The 17622-nt window shown below is 42.0% G+C and carries 19 protein-coding genes, 1 tRNA gene and 1 riboswitch; of the genes, 9 read left to right on the top strand and 11 right to left on the bottom strand.

Annotation, left to right across the window (positions count from 1 at the left end; translation table 11 throughout):
- Positions 1–99 precede the first annotated feature (99 nt).
- Together BM243_RS00965 and BM243_RS00960 are read left to right on the top strand one after the other, a co-directional pair.
- Positions 100–789, top strand: coding sequence for a response regulator transcription factor (locus tag BM243_RS00965; protein ID WP_074909157.1), 690 nt, complete (start codon positions 100–102; stop codon positions 787–789).
- Positions 790–2226 carry a sensor histidine kinase gene (locus tag BM243_RS00960; RefSeq protein WP_074909154.1) on the top strand — a complete coding sequence of 479 codons (1437 nt, stop codon included), beginning with the start codon at positions 790–792 and terminating at the stop codon, positions 2224–2226.
- A 48-nt stretch (positions 2227–2274) separates the two neighbouring features.
- On the opposite strand, the gene BM243_RS00955 is transcribed toward BM243_RS00960, so the two are convergent.
- The 3 genes from BM243_RS00955 to yqeC all read right to left on the bottom strand — a co-directional run bounded on the left by BM243_RS00955 (position 2275) and on the right by yqeC (position 4298).
- A complete protein-coding gene (locus BM243_RS00955) occupies positions 2275–2727 on the bottom strand; it encodes a MarR family winged helix-turn-helix transcriptional regulator (protein ID WP_074909151.1) in 453 nt (150 codons plus the stop codon).
- A 77-nt stretch (positions 2728–2804) separates the two neighbouring features.
- The gene (locus tag BM243_RS00950) at positions 2805–3548 is read right to left on the bottom strand and encodes a metallophosphoesterase family protein (RefSeq protein ID WP_074909147.1); all 744 of its coding nucleotides are present in this window, start codon (positions 3546–3548) and stop codon (positions 2805–2807) included.
- 15 nt (positions 3549–3563) lie between these two features.
- Positions 3564–4298: a selenium cofactor biosynthesis protein YqeC gene (yqeC, locus tag BM243_RS00945; protein ID WP_074909145.1), complete on the bottom strand. Its 735-nt coding sequence runs from the start codon at positions 4296–4298 to the stop codon at positions 3564–3566.
- Positions 4299–4691: 393 nt separating this feature from the next.
- Between yqeC and BM243_RS00940 the strand changes: the two genes are divergently transcribed.
- From BM243_RS00940 to rimI, 5 genes are all read left to right on the top strand, one after another.
- A tRNA-Trp gene (locus BM243_RS00940) sits at positions 4692–4765 on the top strand.
- A gap of 363 nt (positions 4766–5128) precedes the next feature.
- Positions 5129–5623: a GNAT family N-acetyltransferase gene (locus tag BM243_RS00935; protein ID WP_074909142.1), complete on the top strand. Its 495-nt coding sequence runs from the start codon at positions 5129–5131 to the stop codon at positions 5621–5623.
- A 121-nt stretch (positions 5624–5744) separates the two neighbouring features.
- On the top strand, positions 5745–6206 hold the full coding sequence (gene tsaE, locus BM243_RS00930; protein ID WP_074909140.1) for a tRNA (adenosine(37)-N6)-threonylcarbamoyltransferase complex ATPase subunit type 1 TsaE: 462 nt from the start codon (positions 5745–5747) through the stop codon (positions 6204–6206).
- Positions 6203–6910: a tRNA (adenosine(37)-N6)-threonylcarbamoyltransferase complex dimerization subunit type 1 TsaB gene (gene tsaB, locus BM243_RS00925; protein WP_074909137.1), complete on the top strand. Its 708-nt coding sequence runs from the start codon at positions 6203–6205 to the stop codon at positions 6908–6910. The genes tsaE and tsaB overlap by 4 nt, the downstream gene beginning before the upstream one ends.
- Positions 6910–7350, top strand: coding sequence for a ribosomal protein S18-alanine N-acetyltransferase (rimI, locus tag BM243_RS00920; RefSeq protein WP_074909134.1), 441 nt, complete (start codon positions 6910–6912; stop codon positions 7348–7350). The genes tsaB and rimI overlap by 1 nt, the downstream gene beginning before the upstream one ends.
- Positions 7351–7425: 75 nt before the next feature.
- Here rimI and BM243_RS00915 read toward each other — a convergent pair whose 3' ends face one another.
- Positions 7426–8022 carry an ECF transporter S component gene (locus tag BM243_RS00915; RefSeq protein ID WP_074909131.1) on the bottom strand — a complete coding sequence of 199 codons (597 nt, stop codon included), beginning with the start codon at positions 8020–8022 and terminating at the stop codon, positions 7426–7428.
- Positions 8023–8126: 104 nt separating this feature from the next.
- Positions 8127–8241: riboswitch (FMN riboswitch) on the bottom strand.
- 136 nt (positions 8242–8377) lie between these two features.
- On the opposite strand from BM243_RS00915, the gene BM243_RS00910 reads away from it, so the two are divergent.
- Positions 8378–8671, top strand: coding sequence for a hypothetical protein (locus tag BM243_RS00910; protein ID WP_074909128.1), 294 nt, complete (start codon positions 8378–8380; stop codon positions 8669–8671).
- A gap of 44 nt (positions 8672–8715) precedes the next feature.
- Here BM243_RS00910 and BM243_RS00905 read toward each other — a convergent pair whose 3' ends face one another.
- From BM243_RS00905 to BM243_RS00885, 5 genes are all read right to left on the bottom strand, one after another.
- On the bottom strand, positions 8716–10884 hold the full coding sequence (locus BM243_RS00905) for a Tex family protein (protein WP_074909125.1): 2169 nt from the start codon (positions 10882–10884) through the stop codon (positions 8716–8718).
- 10 nt (positions 10885–10894) lie between these two features.
- Positions 10895–12014 (bottom strand): peptide chain release factor 2 gene (gene prfB, locus BM243_RS00900; RefSeq protein ID WP_242943490.1). Its coding sequence is split into 2 segments (ribosomal slippage): positions 10895–11935 and positions 11937–12014, totalling 1119 coding nucleotides; the frame shifts between segments, so codons are not numbered across the junction.
- A gap of 72 nt (positions 12015–12086) precedes the next feature.
- The gene (gene secA / locus BM243_RS00895; protein WP_074909120.1) at positions 12087–14588 is read right to left on the bottom strand and encodes a preprotein translocase subunit SecA; all 2502 of its coding nucleotides are present in this window, start codon (positions 14586–14588) and stop codon (positions 12087–12089) included.
- Between the two features lie 270 nt (positions 14589–14858).
- Positions 14859–15395, bottom strand: a complete 537-nt coding sequence (hpf, locus tag BM243_RS00890; protein WP_074909118.1) for a ribosome hibernation-promoting factor, HPF/YfiA family — start codon at positions 15393–15395, stop codon at positions 14859–14861.
- 130 nt (positions 15396–15525) lie between these two features.
- Positions 15526–15987 (bottom strand): hypothetical protein, encoded by a 462-nt coding sequence (locus tag BM243_RS00885; RefSeq protein ID WP_074909115.1) that lies wholly within the window; start codon positions 15985–15987, stop codon positions 15526–15528.
- Between the two features lie 165 nt (positions 15988–16152).
- Here BM243_RS00885 and BM243_RS00880 point away from each other — a divergent pair, with 165 nt between their 5' ends.
- Complete coding sequence (locus BM243_RS00880) at positions 16153–16449, top strand: hypothetical protein (protein WP_074909112.1); 297 nt, start codon at positions 16153–16155, stop codon at positions 16447–16449.
- Positions 16450–16499: 50 nt separating this feature from the next.
- Here the strand turns inward: BM243_RS00880 and BM243_RS00875 are convergent, their stop codons facing one another.
- Together BM243_RS00875 and deoC are read right to left on the bottom strand one after the other, a co-directional pair.
- Positions 16500–16832 (bottom strand): hypothetical protein, encoded by a 333-nt coding sequence (locus BM243_RS00875; RefSeq protein ID WP_074909108.1) that lies wholly within the window; start codon positions 16830–16832, stop codon positions 16500–16502.
- Between the two features lie 42 nt (positions 16833–16874).
- Positions 16875–17528 (bottom strand): deoxyribose-phosphate aldolase, encoded by a 654-nt coding sequence (gene deoC, locus BM243_RS00870; protein ID WP_074909105.1) that lies wholly within the window; start codon positions 17526–17528, stop codon positions 16875–16877.
- Positions 17529–17622: the final 94 nt, after the last annotated feature.

Below are 17622 nucleotides of genomic sequence, written 5' to 3'. Positions count from 1 at the left end.
TGAAAACCATTTACTGAAATCTTTCGTCTTTTTGTCAAGATTCTTTGCCAACACAAGAATCCAGGTGTTATAATCACATCAAAGAAATGAGGTGTTAATTTGAATAAAATACTGATTATTGAAGATGAACCTTCCGTATTGGAAGCAATATCCGCCTACTTAAGAAAAGAAGGTTATGAAGTCTATACAGCAGAGCGTGGGTACAAAGGACTTGAATACACTGAAGATATTGCTTTTGATCTGATTATTCTTGATCTCATGCTGCCTGACATATCAGGGGAAGAAATATGCAAGAGGATTCGCGCGAAATCAAACACTTATATTTTCATGCTCACGGCGAAGTCCAGCCTTGAAGAGAGAATACGCGGCTTGGATTTAGGAGCGGACGAGTATTTGGTGAAACCATTCTCTCCTAGAGAGATTGTTGCTCGAGTCAATGCGCTTTTTAGAAGGATCAAAGACATCCCAGAGAATAAGAATGTAGTGGCCTTCAACGGCGGAGAACTGGTCATAGACCACGACAAACGTGAAGTGAGGCTCCGGGGGGATGAAGTTGCCCTTACACCCATTGAATTTGATATCCTTACTCTGTTGTCGGAGAATCCTGGCATTGTGTTGTCCAGAGAAACACTCATCGACCGTGTTCTAGGTCCTGATTTCGAAGGTGTGGACAGAACCATTGATGTGCATATCAAGAATATCCGAAAGAAGATTGAACTGGATACAAAGAACCCCTCTTACATCATTACTGTATTCAAACTGGGGTATAAGTTTGGTGGTGGTCAATAATTGAGGAGCATTAAATACAAGCTCACTGTGGCCATCTCGATCAGTGCCCTATTGTCTCTGCTTATTGCTTATATTGTCATTAACCTGACGCTGAATGCAAGGTTCAATGATTATCTCCAAGTGAACCAGACCAAAAGAGACGAACGAATTATCGCCACATTCCGGGATGCCTATTTAAGGGACAAACGATGGACAAATGTTTCAGGAAAAAGTCTGGAGCGTGAGGCGGAGTCTGCAAATTTCACTTTGTCCCTCCTGAATTGGGACAAATCGGTCCTATGGGCGATGGATCCGCTGAAACTTGTTGAGAAGGAAAAAGAGATCAATCCGGATGGGGCTTTCACCATGGAACAGTATGTTCCCTATGAGTATCCGATAAAAAGTGAGAATCAGATTCTTGGCTATGTCGTGATTGGTCAGTTCTCTCCCCTTGTGATTTCCACAGAGGACAAGAACTTTCTTAACTCCATAACGATGAGTATTCTGATCAGCGCATTTCTCGCAGTGTTCATCATTGTTCTGATTGCACTTTTTGTTGCAAGGCAGCTCTCAGATCCCATTGAAAGAATCTCCCATACGGCCTACAGCTTATCCATGGGTGAGCTCACTGCAAGAGAGCTTCAGGAAGGCGATGTGGTGGAGATTGAGACACTGCGAAACAGCATCAACTCCCTTGGAGAAAAGCTGGATCGTCAGGATATGCTCCGTAAGCGGCTGATCACCGATGTATCTCATGAACTGAGAAATCCTCTGAACGTTCTCCAGACAAATCTGGAAGCCATCATAGACGGAATTCTACCAGCTACGCCAGAAAGACTTCAGGCACTGAATTCAGAAGTGGTTCGTTTCGGTAAACTCTTGGACAATCTCAATATCTTAAAACAGTTTGAAGCAGAAAGTATGGTGTCAAAAATCGCTGTTTTGGACATCCGGCAGATTCTTCAAGATATTTATCATAACTTCCAAGGAATCACCAAAGAAAAATCCATCAAGCTGAAGTTCATCCCGCAAAGATCGGGTGAATTTCTGATTCTGGCGGATAAGCACTCTATTTATCAGATCATCAACAACCTGCTGCATAACGCCATCAAATTCACCCCTAGAAACGGAATGATTACCATCAAGCTGTCCAGGGATGATAAATTCTGCTATATCAGAATTAAGGATACGGGCATTGGTATTCCAAAAGAAGACCTGCCTAATGTATTCGAGAGATTTTATAGAGTCGATAAGTCGAGAGAGCTAGTTGAAGGCAGTGGCATTGGGCTCACCATCGTCAAGAACTTTGTGAAACTGAATGGAGGGACCATAGATGTCACCTCTACTGTCGGGAAAGGATCTACGTTCACGATCAAGTTCAGACTGTACGAAGTGGGTGGCCCATCCATGGAAATCACGGGCAGGTCATCGGAACTGATGGATGAAGAGAATATATGACACAAAAAAAGCCTCTGATACCGACAATGGGATATCAGAGGCTTTCTATTATTTCAAAAAATTGTCTTTGGACTGATTTTCCAATTGGTCAAGGATAAGTTTCAGCTGTTCTCTCAAACCTACGATACCATCCAAATCCATGGGCAAACTGCACGCGATATTGTTTGGCACCTTCTCTGCTTCTTTCATCAGTTCCTTGCCTTTGTCGCTCAGATAGATGATCAGATTACGTTCATCCCTCTTGTCTCTGGTTCGTTCGATGTTCCCATCATTCTCTAGTTTCTTCAATAGAGGTGTAAGTGTTCCTGAATCCAATCGCAGCTTGCTTCCAAGCTCCTTCAGGGATATTCCATCTTTTTCCCATAGGACAATCATCACCAGGTACTGCGTATAAGTCAGTCCCAACGGCTCCAGTAAAGGTCTGTATATTTTTGTGATTTCTCTAGAAAAAGCATAGACTGCAAAGCACAATTGATTTTCGAGTTTTAATTCATCTATCATACGTATTACCTCATGTTTTATTGTATTCAATTAAATTGTATCATAAAACCGGAGCTGTTGTCAATAAACTTCCCTTCCTATGTACCTAGATAGAGTCTTTGACCGAGAAACTCAGGAAGATCTGCTTTCAGAATACGATCTGCAGCTTCTTTTATATCATAATCCAATGCTCTGAACCGGATTCTTCTTTTCACGGAATCATAGACAATATAATGGGCTTTAGGAATCCCGTTTCTTGACTGCCCCACACTGCCCACGTTTACGACATAATATGCATCGTCCAGATAAATGTCACCATGGTGGATTGGATAAACCTCAATCTGTTCATCCTCTCTCTTTTTAAAAATGCAGGGTCTGTGCGTATGACCGGTAAAATGGATCTTTTTACCCAGTTTTTTTAGCACCTCAAAACTTTCCAAAAGAAACGCAGAGTCTTTATTCTCAGGAAATACGTATTGAAAACTTAAAGGATCTCCGAGCATCGCATGGCACAGTATAAAGTCCTCCATTTCAAGGACAGGAGGCAGGATTCTCATATGATCGATGTATTCCTTAGGAATGTGTTTCATGGTGTATAAGATACCCTTTCGAGCGTTCTCACTGAATTTTGCTAGGGTTTCTGGTAAAATGACACCCTGTTCATGGTTTCCAAGGACTCCTGTACCACCAAGCTCCAGGAACTTTTTATAACAGAAGTATGGATCTGCGCCATAACCGATGATGTCTCCGACGAAAAGGACTTCATCGAATTTTTCTGTATTCAATATTTTAGTGAATGCTTGATAATTTGAGTGGATATCACTCAGAATCAAATACTTCATCTTTCTTCGTCTCCTCTAATAGTTGCCTTCATATAGTATATCGTAGCGATTCTCAACAAGACTGCCTTCCAGGATCAGATCCAGATTATGAACGTTGAGTGCTTCCAGTAAAGTGGTAGCAAGAGCCTGATCCACTGCTTTCTCTACTTTATTGATATAAAGGACTTTCTTCCCTTTTGCATTCTTGAATAAGGCCTTGGAGTTCTCTACGATCTTCACAAGATCCTGTATGGTCACTAATGATCCTATGGAAGCACCAGTCAGTTCCAAATACTTGTCCAGATGATGGATGTTTTTGCTGTTGACCTGCAAGCCCAGCGCTTGTATATCGACGATTCCGATGGTGACATCGGTGGTCTCTGGAATCTCAGGTTCATATTCTCTAAAGCCCTTCAGCGGGCGACCGTTTGAAAAATCGCATTCAATGATGGTCTGATCGAAGTGAGCAGAGATTCGTTCAATATCAGAAACCTCCAGACCCATGACCAGATCTTTTAAGTTTTTTCCGCGGCCTATGAGATAAATTCCTGGTTTCTCATAGCTGGAAAGATCATAATCCTCGCTGTAGGCGACGTCGATAAAATCAAACATCGTTTCTGCTGGTTTGATGAAGGTTGTGGTGCTGGATATCAGGATTTTCTTTTTTTTGCGCAATGATTCGGTAAGCCGGTTAATGAGGGTAGTTTTACCACCAGCACCGACCAGTGCCACATCATGGTATTTATGAAGACGCAATAATTCTGCCAGCATAAGAACACCTCCTCAAAGTAAATCTTCTTTTTATCTCTGATTCTTAGTTGAACTGTGCCTTGTAAGGTTTTAGTTATTACCAACATTGTAGCATATGTAAAGGGTTCTGCATCCAGAAATATTATTTTTAAACACAGCATTAATCGGTATAAATCAGCTGTTTCGTCTTATAATCTTTATGCTGCTTTATCACAAGAACGAATGACCGAATAAGAAGAAGAACTGGTAACAAGACGAACTTCCACTTCTATGTTTTAAGTTTTTCCAACCGGAAGTTAGTTTTAAAATTAAGGGTATCGAAAATGATTCAAGAAAGTGTGAACAAGTTGTTGACATCTTATTCTAAGGGTGTTAGAATAACCAATGTAGCCTGTTTGAGGCGCTATAAGGTTTAGGGGTATAGTTCAATGGCAGAGCAACGGTCTCCAAAACCGTAAATCTAGGTTCGAATCCTAGTACCCCTGCCATGATGAATCGGTCTAGTACGATGTACTAGGCTGTTTTCTTTTTTCGGAGATTCTTTAGAATCTCCGTTTTTGTTTTCCTGAAAAAATCACCTGTAATATTGAGGAATACAGAATATATTGAGGTTATTCTATGAAAATCTTAATATATTCTGGTTTATTTATGTTTATGTTAGTTACATATCATAACGCGTAGAAAAGTTCATATAAATTGAGATAAACACAGGAAAACATAGGTAAACTCCAGTATTTTCAAAAAGACATGGAATACGGCTTTGAATTTGGCTGTGACTCATACTAGAATACATAGATGGGTTCTGTGCCGGGACGCGGCACTAAAATGATTGAGAATTAAAGGAGTTTTCTATGATTAGCTTAAGACAGGATATTTTTATGGAGGATGCTTTGAAAATCGCTGATTGGTTGGAAGATCAGGAAATCATCGCACACCTCAATGAGGATAACCAAATGAGCAGGCAGATTCGCTCATTGGTGGAAACATCAAGAATGCCTCTGTATAACCAGGTTTTTAACCAGAAAGGTCTTTTTTACCTGATTTGTCTACAAGATGAATCCATTGGATATGTGACGTTCATCCCCAAACCCAATGGTCATGAAATTGTTATAACCATCGGGGAAAAAGAACTCTGGGGTAAAGGTTATGGAAAATCAGCATTAAAGAAAGCGCTCTGCGAAGCATTCTTTTCCCTTCGCACAAAAACTGTAAATGCAAAGATCAAACATCTCAATAAGCGCTCTTTATCTCTCTTTGAACATTTCGGTTTTCAAGGAGATATGGTAAAACAAGATCTGTATCTGCTCAGTATGGATTTTGATACTTTTTTGAAGAAAGCGGCTTAAAGAGGTTTAGCTTACCGGTGAGATCCGTAAGATCTTACTGGTAGGCTGTTTTTCTTTTCAAGATTCTTTTCCTGCGTTATAATGTAGAGATGTAAATGAGAATAGGAAACAAGGTGAGAAGATGAGTACATTTATCAAAAAATCATCCTCCGTGAAAGAAACCATGGAACTGGGACGAAAGCTGGGAGAGAGTTTAGAAAAAGGAACCACGGTTTGTCTGACAGGAGATTTAGGAACTGGGAAAACACATTTTGCCAAAGGCTTGGCAGAAGGCTTAGGAGTCAAAGAAAACATCACCTCCCCCACTTTCACCATTGTCAATGAGTATCATTCTGGAAGAGTGCCACTGTATCATTTTGATGTGTATCGTGTGCATGATCCGGATGAAGTACTCCAGGTAGGGTTTGAGGAATATATATACGGAAATGGCGTTGCACTTATTGAATGGGCAGATCTCATTGAATCCATATTGCCGGATCAGTTTCTTCAGGTGAAGATTGAGAAAACTGATGTGGAGGATGAAAGAAAGATCACCTTTCATGAAGTAGGTAAAGTCTATCCGTTTTTGGAGGTGCTTGTATGAATATTTTAAGTATAGATACATCTTCCAGCAACTGTACAGCAGCAGTGGTAAGAGATTACGAAACGTTAGGAGAAATCAGCATTAATTTCAATTTGCAGCATTCGGTTCTTCTTATGCCGCTGGTGGAAGAGCTTTTAGAGAAGCTCAGCATGTCTCCTGCTGAGCTTTCTGCCATAACAGTATCTATAGGTCCAGGTTCCTTTACCGGGCTTAGAATCGGCCTAGCGGCTGCGAAGGGCATGGCCTTGGCTTTAGATATTCCTATCTATGCAGCAGATGCTCTGGCGGTGTTAGCGTATGGAGCGTTTGGGTATCAGGGTCTCATTATCCCTATGGTTGATGCATTGAGAAATGGCTACTATACTGGAATCTATACGTTTATCCAAGGTAAGCTTGTGACCCTAATGGAGCCTACAATTTTAACGTTGGATGAAGTCATGGATAAAGTTTCCAATGAATCAAGAGAAATTATGATTATGGGAGATATTCTATCAAAAATACCCGCTGAGGAGCTTCAATCAAGAAGCAATATAATCCTTGCACCTCAGAACCTGAACATTCCCAAAGCGTCCACGCTCCCCTATCTTCTTCGTGATAGAATTGAAAATGAGGAGAAAGAGGACATCTACTCTTTGGTGCCTCTTTATATGAGAAAAAGCCAAGCTGAATATGAGTATGAGAAAAAACAAGGAAGGCTCCTTTAATGGAAAGAGTTATCATCAAAGAATTTGAGCCCAGCCATGTGGATGAGGTCTATGAGATTTCGAAAGAAGCATTCCCCCTCCCTTGGGCGAAAGAAGAACTGATAAGAGAGATTGTGAATCCCCATGCACTGAATCTTGTTGCGCTGCTTGGGGATGAGGTTGTGGGATACGTTCAGTGCTGGTATACATTCGAAGATGCGGATATTATAAATATCGCTGTGAAAAACAAGCATCAGAGGCTTGGCATCGGAAAAACAGTGCTGAGTGAACTGATCCTGCAGCTGAAAGCGAAGGGCATACAGAATGTGTTTCTCGAAGTGCGGGTGTCGAATCTTCCAGCTCAGAAACTGTATAAATCCTTTGGCTTTATTACGCTCACAAAAAGAGAACGTTATTACATCAATGGAGAAGACGCTCTTGTGATGAATCTTCAAATCTGATGGCGGATCACAAGAATAGTATTATATAAAAAGTGAGAGCCTCTCTGCAAACTGCAGAGAGGCTTATATATTGTACTAACTTGCTTTATGAAGCTTCTTGTACCTTTCCTGGAAGATTGCTTCACGGTTGATCAGAGAAGCTACCCTATCATAGAAGAGAATACCTACACCAGAGATGATGGCTCCCTTAATGAAGTTGAATGCTGGGATTCCATAAAACATATAGGAACGGAATGCTTCAGGTTCCATACCACCTGGGAAAAACATTGGAATGAGGATAAAGTAATTCGCAAGCATGGCCAAAGGAATCATAAGGACAGATCCTAAGAAAGCGCCAAGGATTGCTCCTTTTCTTGTCTTCATCTTCTTGAAAACTAAGGATGCGAAGAATACATAAGAACCAACAACAATGATGTTAGCCAGCTGTCCTACACCACCGGTGGTGCTTCCCTGAATGACGATAACAAGGACATTTTTCAGTATTTCGACACCAACACCCACCAGAGGACCAAAGGCGAATCCTGCCAAAAGTACAGGAACAGCAGATAAGTCTACTTTAAGCCAAGGAAAAGCAGGAAGTACAGGAAACTCGAAATAAGTGAGGATGAATCCCAGCGTCATAAGAAGTGCAGCTTTGACAACGATGTTGGTTTTTTTTGATACGTTTACCATGTGTAAACCCTCCTAAAGATTATTTGCAACCTCCAGAAGATTGTTTACGTAAAAAAGCCTTGATTCCATATAAATATAGAAATCAAGGCGTGAACGCAAAAACAATCATTCTTCTTCCATCCAGACTTTAACTGTCGGCTTCGGAGTTACACCGAATCAACCTTGCGGTTCGTGGGCTATACCACCGGTGGGGACTTACACCCCGCCCTGAAGATGCTATTTAATTTACAATATGAGAATACCACGTTGTTAGAAAAGTGTCAATAGGAACGAACCTGTGGTATAATGAAATGGTAATTTAGCAATAAATCATCAATTCATCTGTCAATTTTTTCGATCAAAGGTGGTATATGAAATGAATGTCCAAGTAACCCATGAACTTTTACAGGAAGCGTATGAACTCGAAAAGACTTTTACCCTCTCCTATCCCTTTGGGATTTATAAGGATTCCCTTTATTCTACCACATATGATGAGCTGACAAAATGGCTCCGAAAAACCATTTCCTATCTGAAAAATCATCATATGGAGTATGAGTCTCTATCGTTATACCACTATCTCAACAGCTTCCGAGGAAAGCTTGGAAACATTGATCAGCATGAATTCAAAAAAATATTGTCCGTCCTGGAACAGTATTTTCTTCATAACTAGATAGAGAAGCAAAATGGACACAGCATCGCTGTGTCCATTTTGTTTTATTGCTGCTTCATGCTTGCGTGATCTTTATTGAGGCCCTTCATGGTCAGACTGATTCTGTTTCTTTTCTTATCCACTGAAAGAACCTTCACCTCTACGACATCTCCGGATCGTACGAATTCCAAGGGGTTTCTCACATACCGGTCGGATAGTTCACTTTTATGGACCAATCCATCCTGATGAACACCGATGTCGATGAAAGCCCCAAATTCAGCCACATTTCGAACGACACCAGTTAGGATCATGCCTTCTTCCAGATCTTTCAGGTCCATGACCCCTTTTCTGAAGACTGGTTTTGGTAAATCTTCTCTAGGATCTCTGCCTGGCTTTTTAAGCTCTTTCAGAATATCTTTTACAGTAGGTTCTCCCAAGGAGGAGATCTCGCAAAGCTTGGAAAGTCCAAAATCATTGGCCCTTTCTTCGATATCCAGAAGGCCTTCTTCATTAAGCTTTTTCTTGTTGTATCCAAGAGCTTCTAAAATCGTGTATGCTGCGCTGTAAGACTCAGGATGCACACCCGTATTATCCAGGAAATCCTTGCCTTCTCGGATTCTTAGGAATCCTGCGCATTGCTCAAAGGCTTTATCTCCCAGTCTTTTTACTTTTTTCAGCTCTTTCCGGGAAGTGAATTTCCCGGTTTCATCCCGATAGGCAACAATGTTCTCTGCGATGGTTTTGTTAATGCCTGCCACATAGGACAGAAGAGATGGTGTTGCCACGTTGAGGTCTACACCGACAGCATTTACCGTATCTTCCACAACACCCATGAGTGAAGAATCCAGCTTTTTCTTTCCAATATCGTGTTGGTACTGACCCACACCAATGGATTTTGGGTCAATCTTCACCAGTTCTGCTAAAGGATCCTGAAGCCTTCTTGCGATGGAGATGGCACCTCTGATGGTGACATCAAGGTCTGGATACTCATCCCCTGCCAGCTTGGATGCACTGTACACAGATGCACCAGCTTCATTGGTGATGACATAGGATACATCGATATTCTCCTTTTTCAGCTCTTCTATCAGTTCCATTAAAACCAGCTCAGATTCCCGTGAGGCTGTTCCGTTTCCTAAGGAAATGATTTTAACATCATATTTACGGATGAGCTTTTTCAGCACTGTTTTTGTGCCTTCAATATCCTTTCTGGGTACTGTGGGGTATACCGTCGCATGGTCCACATACTTTCCGGTATCATCCAGAACGGCTACTTTACAGCCGGTTCGGAAGCCAGGGTCAAATCCCATGACACTGTATCCTTTAACTGGTGGCTGAAGCAGAAGGGATTTCAGATTTTCTTTAAAGACGATGATTGAGGAATCTTCTGCTCTTTCGGTCAGGGTATTTCGGAGCTCCCTTTCCAGTGAAGGCAAGATCAGTCTTTTGAAGGAGTCTTCAGAAGCATCCTTCAGCAGTACGTTGCAGTCAGGATTCTTCGTGATATAGCGGGCAGTCATCGCCTGCAGGGCTCGGACTTCATCTACAGTGATACTGACTTTTAGAATACCTTCTTTTTCGCCACGGTTAATCGCAAGTGTCCGGTGACTGGGCATACGAAGCGCAGGCTCCTTATGGTCATAATACATCTCATAGGGTGTATTTTCCTGATCTCCGCTGGTTTTAATTTCGGCGGATCTCACAACGATGCTGCGCAGCTGTCCTTTCAGATCCGCATCCTCAGAAAACTCTTCAGCAAGAATATCCAGGGCATACTTCAGTGCCTCTTCGGCTGTTTCTACGTCTTCTGTGACAAATTCAGCTGCTCTATTCTTTGGGTTTTCCCCGCCGGAACGGATATAGTCGGCCAATGGGGAGAGCCCCTTTTCACGGGCGATGGTGCCTCTTGTTCTCTTCTTTGGGCGGAACGGCAGGTAAATGTCATCAAGTCTTGTGACTGTTTCTGCCCTTTCGATTTCTTTTTCCAGCTCTTCTGTGAGCTGTTCCTGCTCTGTCAGAAGCCTCTTGATATCTTCTTTCTTCTGAAGAAGCCCTCTCAAGTATTCCAGTCGTTCTGAAACAGAACGGATCATATGGTCCTCCAAGGAACCTGTGGCTTCTTTTCTGTATCTTGCGATAAAGGGAACGGTTGCGCCTTCATCGAGAAGTTTTACAGTCCCCTCCACCTGATCCTTTCGGATGCTCAGTTCTCGTGCAATTTTTTCTATTATATCCATTCTACTACTCCTACTCTGCCCGAAGGCTTCCGTTACTCATGCTCTTGAGATAGGCACTGATGAACCTGTCCAGGTCCCCGTCCATCACAGCATCCACATTGGCGTCCTCTTCCAGTGTTCTGTGGTCCTTCACCAGATTATAGGGATTGAAAACATAGCTTCGAATCTGGCTTCCCCAGCCCATATCTTTCATTTCACCTGTAATATCTTCTATTTTTTCTTTATGGAATCTTTCCTTCAGTTCCACCAGCTTTGCCTTCAGCATTTTCATGGCTGTTTCTTTATTCTGAATCTGGCTTCTTTCATTCTGGCAGGTGACGACAATTCCTGTGGGGAGGTGCGTGATTCGAACTGCAGAATCGGTGGTGTTTACATGCTGTCCACCAGCACCGGTACTTCTGTAGGTGTCAATTCTAAGTTCATCATCTTTAATCACCACTTCGCTGTCGTCTTTGAGAAGAGGCACTGCTTCTACAGAGGCAAAACTTGTCTGCCTTTTGCCGGAAGCGTTGAATGGAGAAATTCGAACCAGTCTGTGGATGCCTTTTTCCGCTTTCAGATAGCCATAGGCATAGGGACCGGTAATCTTGAGAGAAGCATCTCTGATGCCCGCTTCATCACCGTCCTGGAGAGACAGAAGTTCCACCGAAAATCCTTTCTTTTCTGCCCATCGGGTATACATCCGAAGCAGCATGGAAGTCCAATCCTGTGCGTCGGTACCGCCCACGCCGCTTTTCAAGGTGAGAATCACATCGTTGTTGTCATATTCACCGGATAGAAGTACTTTCAGATGCATGGCTTCTACGCCTTTTTTCAAATCTTTTACTTCTCCCAGGAGGAGTGTCTGCATTTCTTCGTCATCATCGGTGAGCTCCACCATATCCAGAGCATCCTCCACTCTGGCACGAAGCTCTGAATACTCTTTAATCGTAGATTCTATGGCTTTTTCTTCTTGTGTCACTTGTTTGGCTTCTTCCAGATTGTTCCAGAAAGAACCTTCCTGCATTTTAAAAATCAGTTCTTCTCGACGTCTGGACAGTGCATCGATGTCAAAGAGACACCCGGATTTCTTCCAGTGATTCTTTGAAACTCTTCAGTTCCGTTACCGCTTCCTGTATTTTTGGCAACATAGATCTCACTCCTTCGCATCTTTTATTTTTGACTTTAAAATAGACTTGGTTGCCCAAGTCTATTTACAGCTTTTATTGGCCAAGACCATGACAGTTCTTGTATTTTTTACCGCTTCCACAAGGACAAGGGGAATTTCTTCCTACTCGTGTATCCTTTTTAACAGGCTGTTTCTTCAATGTATTATCCTGATTGGTGGAAGTTTCCTTCGCTACCTGCTCACGCTCGATGGGCTCTTCCTTACGAACAGTGATTTTTAAGATGTACTTGATGGTGTCAAAATTGATGGACCGGATCATTTCATCAAACATCTCTGACCCTTCAAACTGATATGCCTGAACCGGATCCTGCTGCTTGTATGCTCTTAATCCGATACCGCGTTTCAGATGATCCATATTGTTGATATGTTCCATCCACTTGGTGTCTACCACCTTCAGGAGAATCACACGTTCAATCTCACGGATCTGCTCGCCGATTTCAGATTCTTTTGACTCATGGATGGAAACGCCGATATCAAAGAGCATTTCTTCGATCTCATTGTTTTTCATCTCACGCAGCTGATCCACAGTGATGCTGTTGTGTGGAACAAAGGCATCTTCCATATAGGTGATGAGGTTCTTCAGCGCCTCTTCCTTGTCCATACCGTTGGATAGGTGAAGATCTACTGCTGTGGAAACCACATTCTGTAGCATTGCACGGACATTCTCTTTAAGATCCTTGCCCTCCAGCACCATCTGACGCTGACCGTAGATGACTTCTCTTTGCATATTCATGACATCGTCGTAGCCAAGAAGAGTTTTTCTAGTGTCGAAGTTATTTCCTTCCACTTTCTTCTGTGCGTTTTCGATGGATTTTGTCACCATCTTAGATTCAATAGCATCTTCACCAAGACCGATATTGTCAATCATACCGAAGAGTTTTTCTGATCCGAAGATTCTCATGAGGTCATCTTCCAGGGACAGGTAGAATCTGGACTCACCAGGATCTCCCTGACGTCCGGAACGTCCTCTAAGCTGATTGTCGATACGTCTGGACTCGTGCCGCTCTGTACCGATGATCTTCAGACCCCCTAGATCCACCACACCTTCGCCCAGTTTGATGTCTGTTCCTCTACCGGCCATGTTGGTGGCAATGGTGATGGAGCCAGGCTCACCTGCACGGGCCACGATTTCAGCTTCCTTCTCATGATACTTTGCATTCAGCACTTCATGAGGTACACCGTTCTTCTTAAGAAGCGCAGAGAGATATTCTGACTTCTCGATGGAGGTTGTTCCAACGAGAACAGGTTGTCTACGGCTGTAAGCTTCTTTGATTTCCTGAACGACGGCTTTATATTTTGCCTGGACAGTTCTATAAATTAGGTCAGGCTGATCCATTCTGCGGATTTCCTTATTGGTTGGAATGACTACTACGTCAAGACCATAGGTATGTCTGAACTCATTCTCCTCTGTTTGTGCTGTACCGGTCATACCGGAAAGCTTCTTATACATTCTGAAGTAGTTCTGGTAGGTGATGGTAGCTAGAGTTTTGGACTCTCTTTCTACCTTCACGCCTTCTTTTGCTTCAATGGCCTGATGGAGACCATCAGAATATCTTCGCCCTTCCATAAGACGGCCAGTGAATTCATCTACGATAACAACTTCTCCGTCCTTCACCATGTAGTCTTTATCTACTTTAAAAAGATAATTGGCTTTCAAAGCCTGAGTCACATGATGCTGAAGCTCCATGTTTTTAGGCTCTGCGTAGTTTTCCAGATGGAAAACAGACTCAGCTTCCTTAATCCCTTCCTCAGAGAGTACGACGGACTTTGCTTTCTCATCTACGGTAAAGTGTTCTTCTTTTTTGAGACGCTTCACAAAGAAATCTGCAACTTTATAAAATTCTGTAGATTTATCCCCCTGCCCAGATATGATCAGAGGTGTTCTTGCTTCGTCGATGAGAATGGAGTCCACTTCGTCGACGATGGCAAAATTCAGTTCACGCTGGACGCGTCTTTCTTTATAGACCACCATGTTGTCTCTCAGGTAATCAAAACCAAACTCATTGTTGGTTCCGTAGGTGATGTCCGAAGCATAGGCTTCTTTTCGCTGCTCGTTGGTCAGGCCATGGAGGATCACACCACAGGTGAGTCCGAGAAACTCATAGACCTGTCCCATCCAGTCTCTATCTCTGGAGGCTAGATAATCGTTGACGGTAACCACGTGGACACCGTTTCCGGATAATGCATTGAGATAGGAAGGCAGTGTTGCCACCAGAGTCTTACCTTCACCAGTTTTCATCTCTGCGATTCGTCCTTGGTGCAGAATAAGTCCACCAATGATCTGGACACGGAAATGTTTCATGTTGAGCACTCTGTAAGAAGCCTCACGTACGGTAGCAAAAGCTTCAGGAAGAATGTCATCCAGTGTTTCTCCACTGGCCAGTCTTTTTTTGAATTCCTCTGTTTTTCCTCTTAATTCTTCGTCGGTGAGTTTTTGAAACTCTTCATCCAGGGCTTCCACCTGATCCACAATTGGCAGGATCCGTTTTACTTCCCTTTCGCTATAGGTTCCAAAAACCTTATCAAATAATCCCATTTTTTCAACTCCACATTCATATTTCAATGACTCGATTAATGCTTCACCAGACCTGAACTTTTCAATTTACTGAAAAGATAGAATGGCACAAATAATATTATAGCACTTATCCACAAAATATATCAATATATTAGGATCGGCCTAATTTTCATCCTGTTTAGTTTACAACGCAAACATTAAACATACATTAACACGGAATGAACTATTTTTCATTCAAAGGCACATAAAAATGGAGCACTTCCGTGCTCCATTCCAAGGTTCTATATTGTTTTATTCCTCTTCTCTTTCAAGAAGCCCGTAATTTCCATCCTTTCTCTTGTAGACCACACTGGTTTCTCCGTCTTCATCTTCAAATACATAGAAGTTGTGGCCAAGAAGTTCCATTTGAAGCACAGCTTCTTCTTTAGACATAGGCTTCATGGATATTTTTTTTGTTCTTACAATCTTTGGTGCATCCTCTTCCTCTTTTTCTTCTGCTCTGGTAAAGGCAGTTTCATTGAATCTGACGGAAGTGTCTCCAGCCTTTCTCTCGATTTTTGTCTTATATTTTCTGATCTGTCTTTCCAGCTTATCCTGAACCAGATCAATGGATTTGTACATGTCATCACTTGATTCTTCAGCTCTCAGCAGTACATTTCCGAAGGGGATGGTAACTTCAAAGGTTTGATCCATCTTAGTGACACTAAGAGTAGCTCTAGCCTCCACAGGCTGATTGAAGTACTTGTCTAGCCTGTTCAGTTTGTTTTCTACGGCCTCCTTTAATCCATCTGTTAATGTGATGTTTCTTGCATAAATGTAAGTCTTCATACATTTGGCCCCCTTGTTGATTACTGTTTGATGTTACTTATATTTTAATTGAAAAACCGCATTTTATCAAGCTTTTTACGCTCTTTGACGAAATTTTCAATCAATTGCAATTGTGAATAATCCAACAAAATTACAAGATATTCACAGATTCTAGATTAGGGATAAACTTACGGGCATCTTCGATGGTTTCCAGAATTCGGAAAATATACCCGCTTTCGTGAGCAGTCAGATGCTTTTTCCGGGTAAGAATGTCTATGGACTCTGGTGTAGAGACTGTTTTTTCAAACCACATAACGAGAATCCCTTCTGCGTTGTAGAGGACTTTGGAAGTGTTTCTGAACAGTCTGTTCATGCCCACACCACGCCAGCGGAAGGTTCCGTTTTTTTCGTCAGGAATCTCAAACCCTTTTTTTACTTTCATTTTAGCGTTTTTTCGGTATTCGACCTGTTCCTTCAGAACCAGATCCTCGCCTTTGTGCATCAGTTCAAAGTCAAAAGAGATGGTATCAATGCTTCCCTTTTTCCACAAAGGACACCCGGAATACTGGAGGAACCAGCGTCCTTCCATTTTTTGCATTTCTCGGTCTATCATCGGCAAAAACTCCTTCCATCCTTTTTATTATTGTAGCGGATAAAGACAACGAGGATTTAGACAATATCTGAATAATGTATTAATAGTTTACCATTATTTTGCGTATCAAACTACATTTTGTTATAATTAGAATCATTCAAATCAATCATGAAAGGAGCCTTTATTATGGATACAGGAACCCTAAGACTTTTATTTTTACTTATTCTCCTGTTTCTTGCCGGAGGAATCTACAGCTTTATCAGTTCTCTTTTCACAAAAAACAAATGGGTTCGGTTTCTTCCAACGCTCCTCAGTCTTCTTCTGATTCCCTATCTTTTATATCAGACGTATTTTGGAAACTTGGAAGGCTTTATGCCACTAGCCTATCTGCTGTTTGTCTTTATGTTGGCTGCAGTAGTTTTCGGTAACCTTGTGGGGAATCTTATTTTTAGAAAACTTCCAGATAAACGAACTAGATCATAAGATGAAAAAACCAGAGTTCAGGCTGATGATGAAGCCAAAACTCTGGTTTTTTATGTGTTCTTCCAGCGGATGGTCAGAATGACTGTGCCACGAGCTCCCTCTTTGATATCTGCGCTGTATCCAAGCTCTTTGAGTTTTGATGTCAGCGGTTTTCGGAGATCCTCCGGAACATCATCTGCTTCAAAAAAGAAAACTTCTTTTTCTTTACCCAGAAACGCAGAACGATTTACCTGCTTTTTGATTTTTTGCAGAACCTCTTCTAATTTCTTGCTGTCATCAGAATAGGACCTTATAAAAATTTCCAATTTCCCATTTGATAAGTCTTCTGGAAGATCTGGCAGAAGTTTTTTTAATTGGTCTCCATCTATTATGTCACGATACATATGCATTCTCCTTCTCCAAGACTTCAGAAGTGAAAAGTATGCTTATAGAGAATTTACAATAGAAACACTTGCTGAAAGGCCCAATCTGGAAGCTCCATTTTCGATCATGGCCAGTGCATCTTCCAGGGTTCTGATGCCTCCTGATGCTTTCACGCCCATTTCTGGACCTACAGTCTTTCTCATCAGCGCGATATCTTCCTTAGTGGCACCTGATTTTGAGAATCCTGTAGAGGTTTTTACGTAATCCGCACCGGCTGCCTTGGCAAGTTCGCATGCTTTCACTTTTTCCTCATCGGTAAGCAGACAGCTTTCGATGATTACTTTGGTCAGTACTCCACCAGCAGCAAGGACCACTGCACGGATGTCTTCGAGAACATAGTCATAATCCTTATCCTTCAATTTTCCAATATTGATGACCATATCCACTTCTTCGGCACCTAAAAACACTGCTTCTTTTGTCTCAAAGCTTTTGGCTTCCGTAGTCATCTGACCCAGGGGGAATCCAACCACTGTGCAAATTTTTGTGTCAGAGTCTTTCAACAGTTCCTTCGCTTTTTCAATGTTGCATGGATTGACACACACACTGAAAAACTTGTATTCTTTGGCTTCCTCACAAAGCTTGATGAGCTCTGCTTCAGTACCTTCCGGTTTCAATAATGTATGGTCAATATGCTTTGCCAATGTCAGTTTATCCATAGTAAATTACCTCCTAGTTCTAATCACACTTATTTTATCACAGAACCCCTTCTTCCTCCTAGTCTCCTTGTACAAAAATAAATGGGAGATCTAT

Origin of the sequence: Proteiniclasticum ruminis, from assembly GCF_900115135.1 — a bacterium.
Classification (GTDB): domain Bacteria; phylum Bacillota; class Clostridia; order Clostridiales; family Clostridiaceae; genus Proteiniclasticum; species Proteiniclasticum ruminis_A.
Note: the sequence above shows the minus strand (reverse complement) of the source record. Positions and strands in the feature narration are given on the sequence as shown.

Coding starts and splice junctions, on each gene's coding strand:
- yqeC (WP_074909145.1), bottom strand. CDS start 4,298: ATGCTGGCAGAATTATTGCGTCTTCATAAATACCATGATGTGGCACTG.
- BM243_RS00880 (WP_074909112.1), top strand. CDS start 16,153: ATGGATACAGGAACCCTAAGACTTTTATTTTTACTTATTCTCCTGTTT.
- BM243_RS00885 (WP_074909115.1), bottom strand. CDS start 15,987: ATGATAGACCGAGAAATGCAAAAAATGGAAGGACGCTGGTTCCTCCAG.
- BM243_RS00905 (WP_074909125.1), bottom strand. CDS start 10,884: ATGGATATAATAGAAAAAATTGCACGAGAACTGAGCATCCGAAAGGAT.
- hpf (WP_074909118.1), bottom strand. CDS start 15,395: ATGAAGACTTACATTTATGCAAGAAACATCACATTAACAGATGGATTA.
- deoC (WP_074909105.1), bottom strand. CDS start 17,528: ATGGATAAACTGACATTGGCAAAGCATATTGACCATACATTATTGAAA.
- BM243_RS00875 (WP_074909108.1), bottom strand. CDS start 16,832: ATGTATCGTGACATAATAGATGGAGACCAATTAAAAAAACTTCTGCCA.
- BM243_RS00910 (WP_074909128.1), top strand. CDS start 8,378: ATGAATGTCCAAGTAACCCATGAACTTTTACAGGAAGCGTATGAACTC.
- tsaB (WP_074909137.1), top strand. CDS start 6,203: ATGAATATTTTAAGTATAGATACATCTTCCAGCAACTGTACAGCAGCA.
- BM243_RS00915 (WP_074909131.1), bottom strand. CDS start 8,022: ATGGTAAACGTATCAAAAAAAACCAACATCGTTGTCAAAGCTGCACTT.
- BM243_RS00950 (WP_074909147.1), bottom strand. CDS start 3,548: ATGAAGTATTTGATTCTGAGTGATATCCACTCAAATTATCAAGCATTC.
- secA (WP_074909120.1), bottom strand. CDS start 14,588: ATGGGATTATTTGATAAGGTTTTTGGAACCTATAGCGAAAGGGAAGTA.
- rimI (WP_074909134.1), top strand. CDS start 6,910: ATGGAAAGAGTTATCATCAAAGAATTTGAGCCCAGCCATGTGGATGAG.
- BM243_RS00935 (WP_074909142.1), top strand. CDS start 5,129: ATGATTAGCTTAAGACAGGATATTTTTATGGAGGATGCTTTGAAAATC.
- BM243_RS00955 (WP_074909151.1), bottom strand. CDS start 2,727: ATGATAGATGAATTAAAACTCGAAAATCAATTGTGCTTTGCAGTCTAT.
- tsaE (WP_074909140.1), top strand. CDS start 5,745: ATGAGTACATTTATCAAAAAATCATCCTCCGTGAAAGAAACCATGGAA.